21 protein-coding genes are annotated in these 20,467 nt (G+C 48.5%); 16 read left to right on the forward strand and 5 right to left on the reverse strand.

The features are described from left to right. The first annotated feature begins 7 nt into the window (after nucleotides 1–7). The 9 genes from FYJ53_RS01830 to FYJ53_RS01870 all read left to right on the forward strand — a co-directional run bounded on the left by FYJ53_RS01830 (nucleotide 8) and on the right by FYJ53_RS01870 (nucleotide 8,964). A complete protein-coding gene (locus FYJ53_RS01830) occupies nucleotides 8–949 on the forward strand; it encodes a hypothetical protein (protein ID WP_013382319.1) in 942 nt (313 codons plus the stop codon). Between the two features lie 74 nt (nucleotides 950–1,023). Further along, nucleotides 1,024–1,572 carry a BMC domain-containing protein gene (locus FYJ53_RS01835; protein ID WP_013382318.1) on the forward strand — a complete coding sequence of 183 codons (549 nt, stop codon included), beginning with the start codon at nucleotides 1,024–1,026 and terminating at the stop codon, nucleotides 1,570–1,572. A gap of 128 nt (nucleotides 1,573–1,700) precedes the next feature. After that, on the forward strand, nucleotides 1,701–2,462 hold the full coding sequence (locus FYJ53_RS01840) for a ParA family protein (RefSeq protein WP_013382317.1): 762 nt from the start codon (nucleotides 1,701–1,703) through the stop codon (nucleotides 2,460–2,462). Beyond that, complete coding sequence (locus tag FYJ53_RS01845; RefSeq protein ID WP_090414748.1) at nucleotides 2,463–3,443, forward strand: hypothetical protein; 981 nt, start codon at nucleotides 2,463–2,465, stop codon at nucleotides 3,441–3,443. Nucleotides 3,444–3,600: 157 nt separating this feature from the next. Next, nucleotides 3,601–3,960 carry a hypothetical protein gene (locus FYJ53_RS01850; protein WP_090414746.1) on the forward strand — a complete coding sequence of 120 codons (360 nt, stop codon included), beginning with the start codon at nucleotides 3,601–3,603 and terminating at the stop codon, nucleotides 3,958–3,960. Nucleotides 3,961–4,037: 77 nt separating this feature from the next. Next, nucleotides 4,038–4,307, forward strand: a complete 270-nt coding sequence (locus FYJ53_RS01855) for a hypothetical protein (RefSeq protein WP_013382314.1) — start codon at nucleotides 4,038–4,040, stop codon at nucleotides 4,305–4,307. Between the two features lie 146 nt (nucleotides 4,308–4,453). Further along, nucleotides 4,454–6,193, forward strand: coding sequence for a hypothetical protein (locus tag FYJ53_RS01860; RefSeq protein ID WP_090414745.1), 1,740 nt, complete (start codon nucleotides 4,454–4,456; stop codon nucleotides 6,191–6,193). A 39-nt stretch (nucleotides 6,194–6,232) separates the two neighbouring features. Next, nucleotides 6,233–7,147, forward strand: a complete 915-nt coding sequence (locus tag FYJ53_RS01865; protein ID WP_090414743.1) for an AAA family ATPase — start codon at nucleotides 6,233–6,235, stop codon at nucleotides 7,145–7,147. 41 nt (nucleotides 7,148–7,188) lie between these two features. Next, nucleotides 7,189–8,964 (forward strand): VWA domain-containing protein, encoded by a 1,776-nt coding sequence (locus FYJ53_RS01870; protein WP_090414741.1) that lies wholly within the window; start codon nucleotides 7,189–7,191, stop codon nucleotides 8,962–8,964. A gap of 32 nt (nucleotides 8,965–8,996) precedes the next feature. Here the strand turns inward: FYJ53_RS01870 and FYJ53_RS01875 are convergent, their stop codons facing one another. Genes FYJ53_RS01875 through FYJ53_RS01890 form a run of 4 tightly spaced genes read right to left on the reverse strand, consistent with a single transcriptional unit; the run spans nucleotide 8,997 to nucleotide 11,621 of the window. Next, a complete protein-coding gene (locus tag FYJ53_RS01875; protein WP_148429840.1) occupies nucleotides 8,997–9,737 on the reverse strand; it encodes a GH25 family lysozyme in 741 nt (246 codons plus the stop codon). Then, nucleotides 9,724–10,263 (reverse strand): phosphatase PAP2 family protein, encoded by a 540-nt coding sequence (locus FYJ53_RS01880; RefSeq protein WP_148429838.1) that lies wholly within the window; start codon nucleotides 10,261–10,263, stop codon nucleotides 9,724–9,726. Before FYJ53_RS01880 ends, FYJ53_RS01875 begins: the two co-directional genes overlap by 14 nt. Before the next feature lie 15 nt (nucleotides 10,264–10,278). Next, nucleotides 10,279–10,956, reverse strand: coding sequence for a uracil-DNA glycosylase (locus FYJ53_RS01885; protein ID WP_013382308.1), 678 nt, complete (start codon nucleotides 10,954–10,956; stop codon nucleotides 10,279–10,281). A gap of 14 nt (nucleotides 10,957–10,970) precedes the next feature. Continuing rightward, complete coding sequence (locus FYJ53_RS01890; protein WP_013382307.1) at nucleotides 10,971–11,621, reverse strand: HAD family phosphatase; 651 nt, start codon at nucleotides 11,619–11,621, stop codon at nucleotides 10,971–10,973. 181 nt (nucleotides 11,622–11,802) lie between these two features. Here FYJ53_RS01890 and ispE point away from each other — a divergent pair, with 181 nt between their 5' ends. Beyond that, the gene (gene ispE / locus FYJ53_RS01895; RefSeq protein WP_090414737.1) at nucleotides 11,803–12,654 is read left to right on the forward strand and encodes a 4-(cytidine 5'-diphospho)-2-C-methyl-D-erythritol kinase; all 852 of its coding nucleotides are present in this window, start codon (nucleotides 11,803–11,805) and stop codon (nucleotides 12,652–12,654) included. A gap of 14 nt (nucleotides 12,655–12,668) precedes the next feature. Then, nucleotides 12,669–13,349 carry a GntR family transcriptional regulator gene (locus tag FYJ53_RS01900; RefSeq protein ID WP_090414735.1) on the forward strand — a complete coding sequence of 227 codons (681 nt, stop codon included), beginning with the start codon at nucleotides 12,669–12,671 and terminating at the stop codon, nucleotides 13,347–13,349. 74 nt (nucleotides 13,350–13,423) lie between these two features. On the opposite strand, the gene lspA is transcribed toward FYJ53_RS01900, so the two are convergent. Continuing rightward, nucleotides 13,424–14,182, reverse strand: a complete 759-nt coding sequence (gene lspA, locus FYJ53_RS01905; RefSeq protein ID WP_148429836.1) for a signal peptidase II — start codon at nucleotides 14,180–14,182, stop codon at nucleotides 13,424–13,426. Nucleotides 14,183–14,423: 241 nt separating this feature from the next. Here lspA and FYJ53_RS01910 point away from each other — a divergent pair, with 241 nt between their 5' ends. The 5 genes from FYJ53_RS01910 (at nucleotide 14,424) to rlmB (ending at nucleotide 20,447) form a co-directional block, all read left to right on the forward strand. Further along, on the forward strand, nucleotides 14,424–15,671 hold the full coding sequence (locus tag FYJ53_RS01910) for an AI-2E family transporter (protein WP_090414733.1): 1,248 nt from the start codon (nucleotides 14,424–14,426) through the stop codon (nucleotides 15,669–15,671). 38 nt (nucleotides 15,672–15,709) lie between these two features. Then, nucleotides 15,710–16,936: a tyrosine--tRNA ligase gene (tyrS, locus tag FYJ53_RS01915; RefSeq protein ID WP_148429834.1), complete on the forward strand. Its 1,227-nt coding sequence runs from the start codon at nucleotides 15,710–15,712 to the stop codon at nucleotides 16,934–16,936. Nucleotides 16,937–16,939: 3 nt separating this feature from the next. Next, nucleotides 16,940–18,184 (forward strand): histidine--tRNA ligase, encoded by a 1,245-nt coding sequence (hisS, locus tag FYJ53_RS01920; protein ID WP_227929906.1) that lies wholly within the window; start codon nucleotides 16,940–16,942, stop codon nucleotides 18,182–18,184. A gap of 76 nt (nucleotides 18,185–18,260) precedes the next feature. After that, nucleotides 18,261–19,427: a class I SAM-dependent RNA methyltransferase gene (locus FYJ53_RS01925; protein WP_148429831.1), complete on the forward strand. Its 1,167-nt coding sequence runs from the start codon at nucleotides 18,261–18,263 to the stop codon at nucleotides 19,425–19,427. Between the two features lie 168 nt (nucleotides 19,428–19,595). Next, nucleotides 19,596–20,447, forward strand: a complete 852-nt coding sequence (gene rlmB / locus FYJ53_RS01930; protein ID WP_013382299.1) for a 23S rRNA (guanosine(2251)-2'-O)-methyltransferase RlmB — start codon at nucleotides 19,596–19,598, stop codon at nucleotides 20,445–20,447. The last annotated feature ends 20 nt before the right edge of the window (nucleotides 20,448–20,467 follow it).

Here is a 20,467-nt window from a genome sequence, read left to right on the forward strand (position 1 = left end):
GATAATTATGGACTTTACAATGTTAATTACCGCGTTTGGCGGTGGTTTATTAGCTGCTGCTATCGGTGGTGTTCCTTCATTCGTATTTACAGGTTTAACTGTAATTGCTGCTATTTTTGGCGGAGAAGCTGGTGCTCCTATGATTGGTGCGTTAAGCTTTGGTTCTTTCTTTGGACCTCACGTAGCATTCGGTGGTGCTGTAGCCGGTGCTGCATACGCTAAGACTAAAAACCTGTTAGACGACGGTCAGGATATCGTTACTCCATTATTCAAAACTGGAGACGCTGGTGTTCTGTTAGTCGGTGGTGTATTTGGTATTATTGGTTTCTTAATTCAGTACTTATTAGGTGCCGTTCTTGGCGGAATGGTATTCAGCTATGCAGGTTGGACCGATACTGTTGCTTTAACAGTATTCATCTCTGACATCTTAGTACGTTTGATCTTCACAAAATCTGGTCTTACTGGTAAATATACTGGTACTGAAAAGAGAAAATACTTCCCAGAAGGCAAACGCTTAAGCTTCTTAATTATGGTAGGCTTAGGTATTGGTATTGCTATTGGTGGCTTAGCTGCTACTTTAGGTCAGTTAGGTGTAGCTGGTTCTGATGAAGCTTTATACTTATTCAATAACATCGGTTCCATCGGTTTCGGTATCGCTGCTGTATCCCTGACGTTCTTATGTATGGGTCTTCCTTTAGAAGGATACCACCACGTAATTCTGCCAGCAGGCACAACAGCTATGATCGTTTTCGCTGCTACATTAAATCCATTCTTAGCAATCTTAGGTGGCGCTATCATGGGTATCATTACCTCTGTATGGGGCGAAGTAATGGCATTGACATTCAATAGCTATGCTGATTCTCATATTGACCCTCCAGCAGCTACTATCTGGGTATGGCAGTTAGTTAACTTTAGCCTGTTAATGATGTTATTACCATCAGTTCTTTAATTTTTTAATCTAGTAATTATACGTAATTTGTAGCAAATAAGCATTGAATTCACAGTATAGAAAGAAGTGGTATTTTGAAAAAAGCAGTAGGTTTTATAGAATTTAAGAGTATTCCTATCGGCATCGAAGCCACTGATGATATGCTGAAAGCCGGAAATGTTGATTTAATGATGGCCTCTCCTTTATGTCCCGGGAAATATGTTACCATAATTTCCGGTGACGTAGGGGCCGTTCAGGCATCAATTAGAAACGGTGAGCACATCGGTGGAATCTATGTACTCGAATCCCACGTTATTCCGAACATTCATCCGGATGTATTGCCGGCTATGTTAGGTGCGGGAGAAATCGAAGATGTCAAAGCTCTTGGTATCGTTGAAACAATTAATGCAATCTCTTCAATTATCGTTGGCGACGTGGCTGTTAAAGCTGCGAATGTCGAGCTGATTGAAATCAGAATAGCCAGAGGCTTGGGTGGTAAAGGTTTTGTATTATTGACTGGTGAGGTTGCTTCTGTTAAACAGGCGATTAAAGCCGCAGAGGCAGATATGCGCGATTTAGGTGTTATCACAAGTTACTCAGTAATCGCGTCACCGCATAAAGATATTAAGAAAGTCATTTTCTAAAACGCATGAAATGTTTAGATGGAAGCTATTCCATCTAAACATCTTTTCATATACAGACCTTTTATTTTTTATAAGCGATTATAGCACTATGATCTTTTATAAAAAATAAAAAGATAAGAGGGAACGACGTGAAAACCATCAGTTTATTTAACTTAAAAGGCGGCTGCGGAAAAACCACATCTGTCATCAATCTCGGATATCTGCTGGGACAAAAGATAAAAGGAAAGGTGCTCTATATTGACTGCGATATGCAGAGCAACCTGACCAACTCTCTTATGGAGTACGATCTGGACCGTCCATGTATCTATCATTTGTTTACTGACGAAAAAGAGGCTAAGGATGTTATCTATCAAGTAAGCGATAACATTGATATCATTCCTTCCAGTCTTCTGATGGCAACGATTGAGCCGCGGCTTGCAGGCATGTATGGACGTGAGTTTATTTTAAAACGCAAGCTTGAGGCAGTGGCAGACGATTATGAATACTGCATCATTGACTGTTCGCCGTCATTCAGTATTGTAACCACCAACGCGCTTGTTGTCACCGATGATATTTTCATTCCAGTGCAAACTGAGTATTATGCTGTGGACGGGGTGCATCTCTTGGAGGAAACTCTGGAATATATCAGCAAGTCACTGGGAATCAATAAGGATATTACCCTTCTTTTTGCAACACTTCATGATGTACGTAATAATATTAACAATCTTCAATATGATAATTTAAAGGCGAGCTTTGGCGAGAAGTTTATGGATACTTATATCAGAAAGAATATCGCCCTGGTAGAGTCACCGATATTCAAGCAATCTATTTTTGAGTATAAACCAAAGTCAAATGGCGCTGAAGATTATCTGAATTTATTTAAAGAAATAGAATCCAAAGGGGGCTTTTAAATGGCTAGGAAAAGCAAATTAAAATCAGAATTAAAAACACATAATAGTACCATTAAAGAAAAAAATGAACTGGCTTCTAAGGTTTTGACAGATGAAAATTCTACTAATACGGGGGATAACGAAGTGGGAATCATCGACGATTTGAAGAAAAAGATTATGGGGGAACCGAAGGAAGAGGATCAGGTCTCTGCTGCCAAGCTTGAAGCAGAAAAACTGAAAGCCGAAGCCATCAAAAAGGAAAAGGAACTGGCCGAAAAGGCAGCTGAGGAAAAAGAAAAGAAAGCCGAAGCCGCTCGCCAGAAAGCAGAGGCTGAGGCCGCCGAAAAAGCGAAAAAAGAGGCTGAAGCTGTTGCCAAGGCAAAGGAAGCTGAAAAAAAGGCGAAAGAAGAGGCGGATCAGCAGGCCGCTAAGGAAGCCGCTGAAAAAGAAAAGGCAGAAAAATTGGCGGAACAAAAGGCAAAAGAAGCAGAAGCTGCAAAGAAGAAAGCTGAGGCAGAGTTAAAGAAAAAACAGCAAGCTGAGGCAAAAGCGAAAGCCGAGGCAGAGGCCAAGAAAAAAGCAGAGGAAGAAGCTGCTGCGAAAGCAAAAGCGGCTGAAGAAGCCCAGGCAAAGGCCAGGGAAGAAGCTGAGGCTAAGAAAAAAGCTGAGGAAGCCGCCAAGGCAAAAGAAAAGGCAGAAACGGAAGCGAAAAAGCAGGCTGAGAAAGAAGCGGCCGCCAAAGCGAAAGCTGAAGAGGAAGATAAGAAGAAAGCAGCTGCCGAAGCAGAAGCTAAGAAGAAGGCGGAAGCCGAAGAAAAACGGAAGGCCGAAGAAGCTAAAAAGAAAGAATTTGAACGGCAGGAAGCCATCCGTATCGAAAAAGAACGAAAAGAAAAAGAAGAGAAGGAAGCGCGCAATAAAGTCGAGCTTGAAGAAAAAGTTAAAAGAGAGTTGAAAGAAAAAATGAAGAAGCTTCACGAGCTTCCCGATTATCTGCTTTAAACATTATGCGACCCATACCAATAAAGGTATGGGTCTTTTTTTTATTTGCGCACAGAAGTGTCACACTTTTTTCGTGATTTTTGCTAAAAGAATGTTTAGAAGTGGAAAGGGTCTTCTATAATAAGAGATACGCCATAATAGAGAAGGAGTAAAAAGGATGGATAAGTTTACGAAAGGCCTTTTGGCTTTTCTGGGGATTATAATATTTATTATCAGCAGCAGCTTTTTTACTTATGTTAAGGAGATGGGATCTCTTCAGCTTGACCAGGAGTTCGAGCAGAGAGAGGACAGGGGCAAAGATGAGAACACATCTGTTGAAGCGGGCGAGGAGACAGAAAAAGAGAATGCCCTGCTTTACAGCGGTGTGAGCGCCTATGAAGCTTATGCCAATGTTTTTGAAAAAGACCTGTACATAAAAATCCGGGATGTGGGCATGGCCTTGATTTTTCTGGTCGCCATTCTCGGATCGGCGGCTTTGTTTTTTTCATTGAGAAAGGAAGCGGATAAAGAAGAATAAGACTTTTTTAAGGCAATGTGTCAAATTTTGCCGGAGGGGTATAAAGTAAATACTTATAAAATATAAGGAGTCTTATCATGAAAAAAATAAACCATTCAATCATTATAGCCATACTTTTATTTTGTTTAGCTTTTAGCCCACAGGCATTTGTCATGGCAAAGGAAGACGGAAATGCAGTGCCGCAGGCAGCAGTCCAAACCAGCGCAGGAAACCCAAATACCGGAATTGCGGAAAAGTTGGGAACAGGCGCAGTTCTGCTTCTGGCCGGGGGCGGTTCTCTTGCTGGAACGGTCATGTTAAAAAAATACCATAATGAACAGATTAAAAAAGAAAACCGGCACTGCTAAATGCCGGTTTTGTGTTTTTTACAACAGCATTTAAGGAGGCAGTATGTTAAAATAGAATAGCATTAATTTACCCGTTCATAGGGTGGCTAATTTAAAGAATAAGTGATAAACTGGGGATATTATAAAAGAATATCGAGGAAAAGATAATGGGGGAAAATTTACATTGGGAATACGATGACTTTGAATTTGATAACCGCGTAACAAACCTGATGTGGACCATCTGCGGAGATTACAAGGAGCAGATGAGTACAGCGGAGAAAACCAACCTTTCAAAAAATATTGCGCTTTATTATGGCATTACAGCAGGCGGCCGCCGGCGTTTTATAGACTGGCAGCTGGTCGATACCTATGTTGGCTGGCGGAGACGTCAGGGATTTAAGCGGGACCGGCTTCAGCTGTTGATTCTTCATGCTGCAAACCCAATGGTCATTGACCATCTGGTTAAAGAAAGACCGGGAATCGCAGACATTCAAAACGAAGCCTGTTCAGAGCTGGTCGTCCTGATGGAAGCGCCAGATTCAAATAAGATACTGGATCAGGTCGAGTATGCCATTTTTGAGATACTGGCAGGGGCTGCTTCTTCGGTTAAACCTGAAGCGCGGAAGCTGGCAGAGGGTTTACTGAGACTGCGAAGCTCAGCGACAACGGCAGAGCTGCTTGAAGGCGTGGATGCCGTCTATATTGAGTGGCAGGGGTTAAAAGACGCAGGGCCTCTTGACTGGGGGGCGGTTCTGCACCAGGATAAAGAAAAGGATATCAACACAGAGGATTTTGTGGACAGTGTTATTTCGGCGATGATGAGCCGCGAATCGCTCCAGGTAAGCAGTGACCAAAAGGAAATGTCTGGAAATATCGCAGAAGCGGATGTGGTTTATCTTGATCAGGAACAGATTGACAATATGCATAAGCAGGTGGCGCATTACTGTGGCAGCTCATACCTGGAGTCCTACCAGGTCAAGCAGCTTCAGAGCCGGATATGCAAGGGCGTTCACCGGGACTGCAGGCTGCATTATACAGAGGGTGTGCTGCGGAGTGAGTGTGACGGTGAATTTCAGAGGAAATATGCGAAAAGGGATCTGAAGAGAAACCAGGACGCCTATCAGGCAAATCTGAGAGTTTATTCCAGAACGATCAAGCGTCTCCGGGACGCATTGATCCGCACACTGGTCGCAGAGAGAGCCCTCTATCCAGTCGCCAGCGATTCAGGCGATATTGACGCCGCCAAGGTATGGCGTGTGGGCAGAACACCCTGTTCCAGGATATTCAGGCGTTTTGAGAGCAATGATAAGGGCGGCTACGTGGTTGACCTCTTGCTGGACAGCAGTACATCTCAAAAAGGGCGGGAGGCATTGGTTGCCATTCAGGCGTACATCATTGCCCGGGCGCTGATTGAAGCCGGGATACCCTGCCGGGTCAACGGTTTTAACTGCTTTCTGGATTTTACGGTCCTCAAACGTTTTAGAAATTATGATGATCCCCTGAGGGAGACCGATAATATTTTTGAATATTACTGTGAAGGAAGCAACCGGGATGGCCTGGCCATCAAGGGAATCTGTGATGGGCTTTATACAAGGGATGAGGAGAATAAAATCCTGATTATACTGAGCGATGGCAAGCCCAACGACATGCATCTGGAGCGCAAGGGAAATAAAAATCCGTTCAGGGGAGAAAAAGCCTATACCGGCGGTCTGGCTGTCGGTGATACGGCCAAGGAGGTGCGCATTGCCAGACAGCGTGGGATATCGGTCCTCGGCGTTTTCACTGGAAACGAACAGGAGCTTAAGGCAGAAAAGCTGATCTATGGCAAGGACTTTATCTATACCCGGGATGTTAAGCATTTTTCGGATATTGTTACAACCTATCTCAAGCGTATTATTACGCGGTAGAGAAAAATAAATGATGAGAAAAGACAAAAGGAGATTGAATTGGAACTTTATAACAAACTTTTAGAGCAGGGCATCAGTGAAAAATTGATTGACGATGTAAAGCATTTTAGAGAAGAGTACCCGGTTGAGGTAGACCTGGCAGACCGTGTGCCCAGGTCAGAGACCATCTTTTATGGCAGGGACATCTGGGCAATGTGCATCACCGCGATTCTGGAGGGCGAAAATATTCTGCTTTCCGGCCCCAAGGCGACAGGAAAAAACGTCCTGGCCGATAACCTGTGCGAACTGTTCGGCAGACCCCAGTGGAATACATCCTTTCATGTCAACACAGACAGCACCAGCCTGATCGGAACCGATACCTTTATTGACAATGAGGTCCGCCTGCGCCGCGGGTCGGTTTATGAATGCGCGGTAAACGGCGGGTTCGGCGTCTTTGATGAAATCAACATGGCGAAAAATGACGCGCTGGTGGTTCTTCACTCGGCCCTTGACTACCGTAAGGTTATTGATGTGCCAGGCTATGAAAAGATCAGCCTGAATCCGGCCACCCGGTTTATCGGGACCATGAATTATGAATATGCGGGGACCAAAGAGCTGAATGAAGCTCTGGTATCCCGTTTTATGACCATTGACATTCCTCAGATTGATGAAGAAACCCTGATGGTTATTTTAGCTGATGAATTTCCAGACGCCAGGCAGGATATGCTGAAGCAGTTTGCCGGTATCTTTCTGGACTTACAGGAAAAAGCCATGAACTCTGAAATTTCGACCAAATCGGTGGACCTTCGCGGAATCATGGGCAGCCTCCGCACCATACGCAGGGGCTTGCGGCCAATGCTCGCCATCAATATGGGCGTTATCGGGAAAACCTTTGACCAGTATGAGAAAGAGATTGTCTATGACGTTATCCGGACGCGTATCCGGGAGGACTGGACAGCTGAGGATATTTTTTAACCCGTATCGCGGCGATACCCCTTGAGAAAGGAGGGATGACAATGACAGAACCGGCAAAATGGGTCTATGACGATCTGGATTTTGACAACCGTGTGACAAATCTGATGTGGACGATTTCCGGCAATTACGATGAGAACATGGACGCTGGCGAAAAGAGCTTTATCTCCAGGGATGTGGCCCTTTACCAGGGGATCACAGCAGGCGGACGGCGCAAATACATCAACTGGGACGCCGTGAAGCGTTTCATCATCAGCCGTGTAAAGGCGGGGATGGACAAGGACGTTCTCCTTGGGCTGATCCAGATGGCGACGGATGTGCTGGTAGAGGAAAAGCTCATGGAGGAACGGCCAGGAATCTATGATATTCGGAAAAAAGCCTATGATGACATTCTGTCCGATTATTTCAGGATGCATACCGACAATCTTCTTGAAAAGGCAAGACACGCGCTGGTGCTGGAAAAGGTTGGTAAAACGCCTCGGATGGATGTGGCGACAAACGGCCTGATTAGTGACATAAAATCCCTCAGTGGCTGTGAGGACACCATTGAGATGCTGAAGGGCGTTGAGGCAGTCTATATCAAGTATTTCCCCATTTATGTGTACTCAGAGGATGGGGAGGTTATTGGCGAGGAACGCCGCAGCGATGCGGAGCCAAGTGATTTTAATGATTTTATGATGGAAGAATTCTATGACGACGCGTTGGAAGAAGAAATGCAGCTGGATGAAAGCCTGGATGAAATCGCTGAGTCCCTTCTGGGTGATAGCGGGGAGGGCAGCGGGCTTAACAGTGATGTCAAAAGTAACCGTGTCCTCCGTATCAAGGCAGAGGATCTGGATAAAATTTACGAAAAGGTCTCCTACCATTTTGGAAAAACCTACCTCTCGACGCCGGAGGTCCGGAGGCTGCAGAACAGGGTATGCCGCGATGTGCATGAAAACTGCAGGATTCATTTGACCGATGGGGTTATCCGCAGCAATTGTGACAACGGATTCCAGAAAAATCTGGTTGGACGGCACAAGGTAAAGAATACCCTGGCCTACGGTGTGAACAAGCGTATTCACAAGCGCAATATCCACAAACTGCGGGACAGTATTGCCCGGACGCTGGTTCAGGAGGAATTTAAGGATGAGATTCCATCAGACCAGGGAATGCTCGTGCCCAATAAGCTGTGGCGGGTCGGGCGCAGCAGCAACACGAAGGTGTTTGTACGTACACTGGATAATGACAAGGGAAGCTATGTGGTGGATATTCTCATTGATTCCAGCGGCTCGCAGCGGCGCAACCAGGCGCTGGTAGCAAGCCAGGCCTATGTGCTGGCTCAGGCGCTGACCCTGAACGGCATTCCCAACCGGGTAATGGGGTTTAACAGTTTTCTGGATTACACGATCCTGAAGCGTTACCGTGATTATGAGTCAAGCCTGAGGGCCAATGAAAATATTTTTGAGTATTACTGTACTGGCAATAACCGTGATGGTTTAGCCATCAAGGCAGTGGTTGAGGAATTGAAAAGCCGCCCGGAGGATAATAAAATTCTCATTGTTTTGAGCGATGGCCGCCCCAATGATATCAAGGTGGGGAAAGGACAGAGCCAGACGCTTGAGGAGGCCTACCGCGGCGCCACAGCCGTGAGAGATACGGCGATTGAGGTGCGCAGGGCACGCCAGCAGGGGATCATGGTGCTCGGTGTATTTACGGGAAAGGAAAGGGATCTGCCGGCAGAAAAGCTGATTTACGGTAAGGACTTTGCCTATATCAAAGACATTAACCGCTTTGCGGACCTGGTGATCAAATACCTGAAGCAGGTTATAACCAATTAAAAAAAGCTGTTGCCAGCCTGGTAACAGCTTTTTTAATACCCGAACTGGGCTATGAACTCATCATAGCTGCCGCGGTAAACATTGAGGTCGATGTTGGGCGCGTAGCCTGTATATCCGGAGAGAGAGCCCTTATCTGAGTATTGCCAGAAGGTCCATTGCCGGTGGTCCGACAGGATGGGACAGGCGTAGAAATTCCGGATCCAGATGGGATAATCGGTATAATAATCAGCGATGTAGCTGGCATAGGGCTTGGTAGAGGTGTAGATGATCGGCCGCTTGCCATAGTGGCTTTCAAGGCGGTTTAAAAGCTCTGTCAGCTCCCTGCGGATGGTCTCTTTATCCGGCGCGGTATAACGGGTATAGCTGCCGTAAAATTCAATGTCGACCACAGGCGGCAGGGCATCGTCTTTTATGGGGACGGTTTTGATATAATTTTCCGCCTGGGTGGCGCCGCTGGTTTCATAGCTGAAAAAATGATAGGCGCCGACCTTCAGATGGGTCTTTCCAGCGTTTTCCCAGTTATATTTGAATTTCTCATCCTGAAAGCTGCTGCCCTCGGTAGCCTTGATAAAAGCAAAGGTCAGGTCGTTGCTGGCCAAAACCGGCCAGTCGATGGTGCCCTGGTAGGTGGAGACATCAATGCCCTGCACTGGGTAGGTCTCCGCGTCAGGATGGTTAAACTGCAGGATGCCCCAGTGGTAGAGCAGAAAGGCACCTGTGATCAGAAGAAGGACAATGATGATCAGGGGGGAGCTTTTCTTATGGGCTTGCATGGATTCCCCACCTTCCATTTTTTACGAGCCTGTCAGCAATGAGCTTTGCGGCATAGCTCAGGATAATACCGATGATGATGCCGGCCAGCACGTCTGTTGGGAAATGGACAAAGAGGTACAGGCGGGAGAAGGCAATGGCGGCAGCCAGTGCCAAAAGCCCCCACCGAAGCCGGTTTTTTCTTGTGATAAAGTAGGCCCAGGCAGCCGCAAAGGAGGTGGCGCTGTGGCCTGATGGGAAGGAGGTCCCGTAAGGCGCGGCGATGGCAAGCTCGATGGGATGGACCTGAAAGGGCCGCGGCCGGCTGACAAGGGGCTTTATACCAAGATTGACCACTGCCGCCGACAGGATGAACGCGATGGCCATGACCAGTCCTGTATAGCGGGTATCTCTGCGGGTGAGAAGGATCAGGGTCAGCAGTATCCAGATAATGCCGGTATTGCCAAGCTTTGTGATAAGGGTAAAAATAAAATCAAGCACATCGCAGCGCATATGTGCCTGAATCCAGAGTAAAATTGTTAAATCCAAAGATGAACCTCGTTTCTAAAGGGGATCAATCTGCCAGTCAACCGGTTTTTTGCCAATACTTTCGAGAAAGGCGTTGGTTTTTGAAAATGGCCGGCTGCCAAAGAAGCCGCGGCCTGCTGAGAAAGGGCTGGGATGCGGCGATTTTATAATATGATGGGCCGGGTTGGTGATCATTGGGATTTTGGACTGGGCAAAAGCGCCCCACAAAATAAAGACAATAGGATCCTCGCGCCTGTTCAGGGTTTCGATGACATGGTCTGTGAACTGTTCCCAGCCCATGCCCCTGTGAGAGGCTGGCTGACCAGCCCGCACGGTGAGCACTGCGTTGAGCAGCAGTACCCCTTCATCGGTCCATTTTTTCAGATAGCCGTGGCTGGGAATCGCGCAGCCCAGGTCATCGTGCAGTTCCTTGTAAATATTCTGAAGCGATGGCGGCACAGCGACCTCTGGCTTTACAGAAAAGGAGAGTCCATGTGCCTGTCCTCTGCCGTGGTAAGGGTCCTGGCCGATGATGCAGACCTTGGTGTCCGAGTAGGCCGTGAAATGAAATGCGTTAAAAATGTCATACATATCCGGGTACACGGTCTGTGTTTTATACTCGTGAAGCAGAAAGCGCCGAAGCTTCTGGTAGTATTCCTGTTGAAATTCTTTTTGGAGAGTATCCTCCCAGTCATTTTGAAAGTTGATGGACATCGGAGACTTCCTTTCTATTCTAAATCTGTAAAATCCTGAATGAAGCCATCGGACAGATTCTTGATTTTGACCAGATGGTCGCCCTGCCATAAATCCGCTACGGCGATCACATCCATTCCGGCGGCCTTCGCGGCCTGAATCCCCTCCAGCGTATCCTCAAAGACCAGACAGTCCTCTGCCGGCAGGGACAGGAGCTGTGCCGCCTGGTTAAAAACTGCCGGGTTGGGTTTTCCCGCGCCGACCTCGGTGGTGAAGCAGAGAATGTCAAAGTAGCTCAGTACATTGTGCTTTTGCAGAAAAGCCTCGGTGGTCTCCCGGTTGTTGGAGGTTGCCATGGCAATGCGCTGGCAGCGCCTGTGCAAATCATAGATCAGGCGCAGGGCTCCGGGCTTAAAATGTACGTGGTTTAAATATTCTTCGTGGGACATGGCCACCCATTCGGCCTTGATGTCCTCGATGGAGTCCTCGAGCGCGAAACGCTCCTTAAAATATTCTGCGGTCTCGGTAAAGCTCTTACCGGCAATCTCATAGGGCAGGGTTTCAGGGCAGACCTTGTGATGGCGTTCCAGATAGATGTGGTCAATGCTGTGCCACAGCCCCATTGAATCTACAAGGGTGCCGTCAAAATCAAAGATGACAGCCCTGTAATCCTCTATGTTTTTCATTTAGATGCTCCCTTAATCAAAGTATCCCTAATTATACACTATTTGCTTAAAGAAATACATGAAATTGCATTTAAACTTACAGATAATTTTTAGACAAACTTAAAGATAGCAGTTGAATTTACCTTGTCTTGTGTTATAATGTATACAATGTGCTCAGAGTATAAACGAGAAGGATGGATGTATGAAAGAATATGTAGTGCGGGCACCCGCAAAGGTAAACCTTTCTTTGGACGTTATCGGCAAACGCCCTGACGGTTATCATGAGATGCGCATGGTCAACCATTCGGTAGCCTTGTCGGATATACTTGTGTTTAAAGAAAACGGTCAGAGAATCGCTGTTTCCTGCAGTGATCCTAAAATTCCGACAGATGCGCGCAATCTGGTCCATCGGGTCGCTGAAAAGCTGCAGGCACGTTTTGGCATTGACCGGGGAGTCCAGATCGACATCCAGAAGAACATTCCAAGTGAAGCGGGACTGGCTGGCGGCAGCGCCGACGCGGCGGCAGCCATTCTGGGCCTGAACCTGATCTGGGAGCTGAACCTGAGCCTTGGGGAAATGCTCGCTTTCGGCAGCACCATCGGCGCGGATATTCCCTATTGCTGTTATAAGGGAACGGCGCTGGTAGAGGGGATCGGTGAGGTTATTAAGCCGGTAAAGCCTTTGAGAAAGCTGCCGGTGCTGGTAGTAAAGCCCCAGATAGACATCGCGACACCCTGGGCCTTTGGCCGTTTGGACAGTGCGGAGCATGTGGCGCACCCGGATATTGACCGCGTCATCCAGCTGGTAGAGACAGAGGATTACGCGGCCCTTGGCAGTGTTGTGGGCAATGCCTTTGAGCAGGTGGTTTTCCAGGATTATCCAGAGATTGGCCAGATGAAAGCAGAAATGCTGGAGTCCGGCGCTTTCGCATCCATTATGAGCGGCAGCGGTTCGACAGTGATCGGTTACTTTTTGGACAGGACTGCGGCGGAGAAGGCCTGCGAGGCCTTCAGGCGTAATTATTTTTTAACATTTTTAACTGAAATAGAATAGAGGATACAAAGAACATGGAAGCAGAAAAAGAAAAAATCAAATTAACCCTTGATGTGAGCTCATGCAAGCCGCTGAGAGAAATCGTGTTTGAAACCATCAGAAACGCCATTATCAACGGCGACCTGAAGCCAGGGCAGCGTCTCATGGAGGTGCAGCTGGCAGAACAGCTGGGCGTCAGCCGTACCCCAGTGCGTGAGTCCATCCGTAAGCTGGAGCTGGAGGGGCTTGTGAAAATGGTGCCGAGAAAGGGCGCTTACGTGACGCCCATGTCCATCGACGACCTCCGGGATATGATGGAAATAAGGCGCGCTCTGGAAGCCCTGTCCGCTGAGTTAGCGGCCAAAAACGCAACAGAGGAGGATGTCAAAAAGCTGGAGGAAAGCAACCGTGGCTTTGAGGAATCCGCCCTTGAAAATGATGAGGAAGGCATTATCAACTATGATATTGCGTTTCACGAAGCCATTTACCGCGCGACGGGAAACGAGCGCCTGATCCAGATGATCAACTCTCTGAGAGAGCAGATGCAGCGTGTCCGTGTGGAATATGTTCATCATATTGAGGATAAGACGCCGCTCATCGGCCAGCATCAGAAGATTATTGACAATATCGCCAACCACCGCTGCAGTGAAGCCAGCGAAGCGGCCGGCGCACATATTCAGATCACTGAAAAAGATATGGTGGCTGTACTGGAGTAGATGAGACAGCCAACGCAAAAACACCTCCCGAAAAACCAGAAGCTGGCGTTTCAGGAGGTGTTTTAATCTGCGGACTAATCTTTGGAATCTTTTTTCTTTTTGTGCTGGAGGAACTCTGGCTCCTCTGGCGGCGGTCCAGGCTCAAAGTCGATGGAGCTGTAATGCTCGGGCAGCTTTTCGATTTTTGTCATGACCTTTGGCTCCAGATTTCGGCGGCGTTTCCGGGGCTTTCTCTTTGAAAGCACATCCTTGTTCAGCCCCTGGGCTTCTTCGTCCGTGTGCTCAGCGGGCGTATTATCGGTTTTTGCGCTGGCTTTGGACTTTTTTAATGTCTGCGCGGCCCGCTGGCGTTTTTTTTTAGCCAGACTTGGCGGGTCGTTGAGAAGCTCTTTGTTTCTGAAAATGGCGATAACCATGAGGATACATCCAACGACCACAAAAATATCGGCAATGTTGAAAATAGCAAAGCCAATGAGACGGACGTCGAAAAAGTCAATCACATAGTTCAGGCGGATACGGTCGATCAGATTGCCGACCGCGCCGCTGATGATCATGGACAGGGCCAGATTAACATCAAAATACCGCTTGGTCTTTGGCATGATGACAAAGAAGTAGACCAGCACAATAATAAAAATCAGGGTCAGAAGGATCAGAAAAATCTGTTTCCCGGCAAAAATACTGAAAGCGGCACCGGTATTCTCCACGTAGGTCAGGTGAAAGACATGGGGGATGACCGGGACAGTGGTGACGGGCGATAAAAATGTGACGGCCAGATATTTGGTTAGCTGGTCAACGATGATTCCTCCAATGATGAATAATATATAAAATAACATGGATGCTCCTTAAGAGGGCCGCCGATAAAAAACGGAGCGGCGGTGCCGTGGGATTCGCTTTTTACCTTGGTCCGGAATTTTATAAATTCAGTGTTAACTGCCTCATTTGTTTTATTATTGTTCAAGTATACATGATAATTTGAAATTTTTCAAAGATTTCTTAGAAAATTGTTTAAATTTTTCTCTTAAAATGGTAAGATGAAGGTTGTTAATCTATTTTTTAAGACAGGAGGTGCAGAGAATGCGCATTAAATTTGATAAGCAGTATTTAAAATACTATACCTACGCGGTTTTAGGCGTCATTACCATCATTCTGTTTTATAAGATACTCGACAATCTCGGCTTTATTCTCTCGGCTGTCAGCCATGTGGTGGGCTCGGCCTTTGAAATTCTGCTGCCCATTATCATGGGGGCAGTGCTGGCCTACTTTTTGTTCCGTCCCATGCGGTGGATTGAGAAAAAAGCCTTTAAGTACATTAAGGGAAGTGAGAAAAAACCAAAACTCGTCAGGCTTCTGGCGGTTTTGGTCATCTATGTCATCACGATCATCGTGGTGATTCTGTTCATGTATATCTCGATACCGGCCATCATTGACAGCGTGGTGGGCTTAGTGAGCAGTATACCCACCTATGCGGCAGAAATCAACACTTTTCTCATAAACCTGTCACAGCGGGGCGGTTTCTTTAAGGATTTGGTGGACATGATACAGCTGGACCTGTCTTCGGTCCAGAACCTGAATGCCAAGGATACCATGGATTTTATTTTTGGCAATATGAATTTCAACTCCGAATCGGTTAAGCAGATTGGGAACATTGCCGTTGGCTTCGCCAAGGGAACCACCAGCTTTTTAATCGGCTTTGTGGCAGTCTTTTTCTCCGGCTTCTACCTGATGCTGGACAAGGAAAATATTGAGAGCCAGCTGAAACGGCTGAACCGTGCCATTATGAGCCCAAAGGCTAACAATGGCTTTAACTGGGCCATCCGTACCATTGACGGTGTTTTTTACAAATACTTCTCTGGTAAAATCATGACCTCAGCGTTGATCGGGCTCATCTGCTACATCGGGCTTCTGGTGCTGCGGGTGGAATACGCGCCGCTTATCGCACTGGTGGTGGGCGTGACCAATGTTATCCCTTATTTTGGTCCGATCATCGGGGCGATCCCCGGTATTTTCCTGACGCTGCTTTACAGTCCGGCCAAGGCCCTCGGGGTTGCAATCTGGATTCTTGCTGTCCAGCAGTTTGACGGCAATGTTCTGGGACCAAACGTCCTTGGGAAAATCGTGGAGCTGAACCCCTTCTGGGTGCTGTTCTGCGTCATGGTGGGCGGAAGCCTCTTCGGGCCGCTCGGCATGTTTGTGGCCATTCCGTTTTTTGCGGTCATCAAGGTGTTTGTCACTGAGGCGCTGGTTCGTTGGGAACGGCGTAAGACGACGGTTCAGGAAGAGGTTACGGATAAAATTAATGAAAATATGAAGGATCTTTTATAGAGAAATAATAAAACACTTTTGAAAGGATAGACAGACAAATGGAAAATGTATTTGACGTACTAAAAGAACGCGGTATGATCGAGCAGTGTACCAATGAGGAAGAAATCCGTAAATTATTGGGCAGCGAATCGGTCACCTTTTATATTGGCTTTGACCCGACGGCAGACAGCCTGCACGTTGGGCACTTCATCCAGATTATGGTGATGGCGCACATGCAGCGCTACGGGCACAGACCCATTGCCCTGATCGGCGGTGGAACCACCATGATCGGGGACCCCTCGGGCAGACAGGACCTGCGTCAGGTCATGACCCAGGAACGGATTGCGGAAAACGGCGAAAAATTCAAAAAGGTCTTTGAAAAATTCCTGACCTTTGAGGATGACAGAGCCATGATGGTCAACAACGCAGAATGGCTTCTGCCGCTCAACTACATCGAGTTCCTGCGGGATGTGGGCTCCCACTTCTCCGTCAACCGGATGCTCACAGCCGAGTGCTACAAATCAAGAATGGAAAAGGGCCTGACCTTCCTTGAATTTAACTACATGCTGCTGCAGGCCTATGACTTCTATGTGCTGCACAAAAACTATGGCTGTAAAATGCAGTTCGGCGGCAATGACCAGTGGTCTAATATCATCGCCGGGGCTGAGCTGGTGCGCCGCAAGGATGCCCAAACCGTATACGGCATGACCTTCTCTCTGCTGACCACCAGCGAGGGCATTAAAATGGGTAAAACCGCCAAGGGCGCGCTGTGGCTTGATCCCGAAAAAACCTCACCTTACGAGTTCTACCAGTACTGGCGGAATGTGGCGGACGCTGACGTTGAGAAATGCCTGGCAATGCTCACCTTCCTGCCCATGAATGAGGTTCACCGTCTGGGTTCCCTGGAGGGTTCTGAAATCAACAAAGCCAAGGAAATCCTGGCCTATGAGGTTACCGCTATGGTTCACAGCAAGGAGGACGCCGACAAGGCGCAGGAAGCTTCAAGAGCCTTATTTGCGGGCGGTGTGAAGACCGACGATATCCCAAGTGTGGACCTGTCACGGGATGCGCTGGGCGACGGTATGGAAATCCTGACGCTGCTCGATGCAGCAGGCCTGATTCCGAGCAGAAGTGAAGGCCGCAGGCTGGTACAGCAGGGCGGTATTGAAGTGGACGGCAATAAGATTACAGACATCAAGGCGCTTGTCACACCGGCTGATTTCAAGGATGACGCCATCATCGTTAAAAAGGGCAAGAAAGTCTATCGTCAGATTAAATTAGTATAAGAGGTGACCGAATTGATTAGTTCAAATCCAGTGCGGGGCGCGCGTGATATTCTGCCCCGGGAAATGCTTATCCGGGATCAGCTAGAACAGCAGATCCTGGAGATTTACAGAAGTCATGGGTTCTCGCGGATTGAAACGCCGGCCCTTGAAAATATCGAATTGCTGCTCGGCAGCGACGGCGGCGAAAACCTGAAGATGCTCTTCACGGTTTTAAAGCGCGGCGACAAGCTTAAGGTTCATGAGGAAAGCACTGTGTCTGATCTCTGCGATATGGGCCTGCGCTTTGATCTGACCCTGCCGCTGAGCCGTTTTTACTCCAACAATGCCGGTGAGCTGGAAACGCCTTTTAAAGCCATCCAGATCGGCAACGTGTTCCGGGCGGAGCGCCCGCAGAAGGGGCGTTACCGTTCCTTCAAGCAGTGCGATATTGATATCATTGGCGATCCCACGGTATCGGCTGAGATGGAACTGATCAACACGACCTCCAAAGCGCTCATGGCCATTGGCTTTGAGCGCTTCACCATCAAGGTGAATGACCGCAAGCTGCTCAACGCCTTTATCGCAAAGGCGGGCTTTAAGGAAGAGGATGCAGGCTCGGTCTGCATTTCCCTGGACAAGGCGGATAAGATCGGCGCGGACGGCGTGAAAAAGGAACTCATCGAAAAGGGCTATGACGAAGCCATGGTGGGTGCTTTCGTGGATGAGGCAGCCACCATCACCCTGGACAACATCGGCGAAAAGGTTGACGAGCCCGAGGCGGTGGCGGACCTGAAAAAGGTCATTGAAACCAGCGCGGCCCTTTCTGGCGGCAGGTACCAGGTTGTCTTTGACTTTACATTGATCCGCGGCATGGGCTATTATACCGGCCAGATCTTTGAGGTCAGCTATGGGCCCTATGGCTTTTCCATTGCCGGCGGCGGGCGCTATGACAATATGATCGGCAAATACTCTAAAAATTCGGTTCCGGCGGTTGGCTTTTCCATCGGCTTTGAACGGATTGTCAACATTCTTCTGGAGGAACAGGCAGACAAGGCGGTTGAAAACAAGCGGCTTCTCCTGTTCTACGACGCGGGTAAGGACGCGATGACTGAGGTCATTCCCTACGCCGATAAGCTGAGGGCGGACGGCTACACGGTCAATCTGGTCGCCATGAAGAAAAAATTCGGCAAGCAGATCAATTATTACGAAGGCAAGGGCTACGGCGGATTCATGGTTTTTGGCAGGGACGAAGAAATAAAAGCATTTTAGCAGTTCAAGGGCGTGGCTTTAGCACACGCCTTTCTCAGTTTTAATGCGAAAAAATAAATGAACGGTAAGGAAAATTATGAACAGACAAGTACATCTGATCGCGACGACAGCCTTTGGGCTGGAGAGTGTGGTAAAGGATGAAATTAAACGCCTGGGTTATGAAATCGAGGCGGTTGAAAACGGGCGGGTTTATTACACCGGTCCTCTTTCAGCCATTCCGGAGTCCAATTTATGGCTGCGGTGCGCAGACCGGGTTCTGCTGAAAATGGGGCAGTTTCGGGCGGAAACCTTTGACGCGCTTTTTGAAAAAACCAAGGCGCTGCCCTGGGAGGACTGGATTCCCGTGAAGGGGGTCTTTCCGGCAGCCAAGATCACCAGCGTAAAATCCAAGCTTTTCAGCAAATCGGACGGACAGCGGATTGTGAAAAAGGCAGTGGTTGAGCGGCTGAAAAAAGTCTACGGCGTGGGCTGGTTTGAGGAAACCGAAGGCAATTATCCCATCCACATTCAGATTTTGAAGGATGAGGTGGTCTTGTCCATTGACACCAGCGGCTCTGGCCTGAACAAGCGCGGCTACAGACAGTACGGCAATGAGGCGCCGCTCAAGGAAACCATTGCCGCGGCGCTGGTTTACCTGTCACGCTGGCAGCCCCACCGTGTTTTCCTTGACCCGCTGTGCGGATCTGGAACCATTGTTATTGAGGCGGCCCTGATGGGGAAAAACATTGCGCCGGGGTTAAAACGGAACTTTGTTTCTGAGGAATGGCCAGCCATACCAGCCCGTCAGTGGGAGGAAGCGCGGGAAAATGCCCGGGCGGCGGTCAATGACCGTGAGTTCCGGCTTCTGGGGTCGGATATTGACCCAGCGGCGCTGAAGCAGGCGCGTATCAACGCAGAGCTGGCTGGTGTGAGTGGCTATGTGGCCTTCCAGAAGTTGCCTGTGCAGTCCATCGCCACCAAACGGCGCTACGGGGTCATTGTCACCAATCCGCCCTACGGCGAGCGCATCGGGCAGGAAAAGGAGATTCAGGCACTCTACCGCGATATGGGTGAGGCGTTTTCAGGACTGGAGGACTGGTCCTACTTTATTATCACCGGCTATCCGGAATTTGAGCGTTATTTTGGCAAAAAAGCCACGAAAAACCGCAAGCTCTACAACAGCACCATCAAAACCTATTTCTACCAGTATTTCGGCCCGCTGCCGCCCAGAAAGCGGCATGAGGGGGAAGCGGACGACCGGTAATATTTACCGGTCATGGCTTTTGGGTAAAGCTGAAAGGAAGCGGCAAAGATAGAGCGAAAGGCGATTTTAATGGAAAATGGAGAATGTACTCTATCTCTTTATAAAAAATTTAATAATAATTGATTAATGTTTCAATGTTAAAATAAAATAAAAATAAGCAGGTATAAAATGAAAAAGAATGATCGTAAAAAAACGCGGAATGACCATGGGCGGGAACAGAAAAAGGAAAGCTACCATCGGGCGGACCTGAAGCGGCGCGAAACGCGCAGGCAGGACGATGAAGGAGATGACCGCTTTGTGATCGTGGGCAAAAACCCGGTGATGGAAGCGCTCCGCTCAGAACAGCAGATGGATAAGCTGCTGATCCTCAAGGACAATAAAGACCATGTGCTGGGCGACCTTGCCGAAAAGGCACGCAGGCGGGGCATTGTGGTTCAGAGTGTTGAGAAAATCAAGCTGGAGGGTCTGGCGGACGGACAGCCGCACCAGGGCGTGGCAGCCATGATGGCGCCCTTTCCCTACAGCAGCATGGAGGATGTGCTGGCAAAGGCAGACGCTAAGGGCGAGGAGCCCCTTGTGGTGATCTTAGACCATCTGACCGATCCCCACAACCTGGGCGCGATTATCAGAAGCGCCAACCTCTGCGGGGTACACGGGGTTATTATCCCCAAGCGCCGGTCGGCGAGCCTGACAGCCGTATCCGTCAAGGCATCCTCGGGCGCCGTGGCCCATACCCCCATTGTCAAGGTCGGAAACCTGACCCAGTGCATTGATGAGCTCAAGGCAAAGGGCTTCTGGATCATGGCAGCGGATATGGACGGCGCCCCTTACTACAAAAACGATTTTAAGGGCAAGCTGGCCATTATTATCGGCAACGAGGGCAAGGGTATCAGCCCCAATGTGAAAAAACAGTGCGATTACAGTGTTTCGATTCCGCTTTACGGCGATATTGATTCCTTTAACGCGTCGGCCGCAGCGGCCATTATCCTGAGCGAGGCAGCCAGACAGCGCCACCAGTAGAGACGGTCTGGACCGCACCG

This window comes from Eubacterium sp. BL-380-WT-2B, assembly GCF_009696115.1.
GTDB lineage: Bacteria > Bacillota > Clostridia > Eubacteriales > Eubacteriaceae > Eubacterium > Eubacterium callanderi.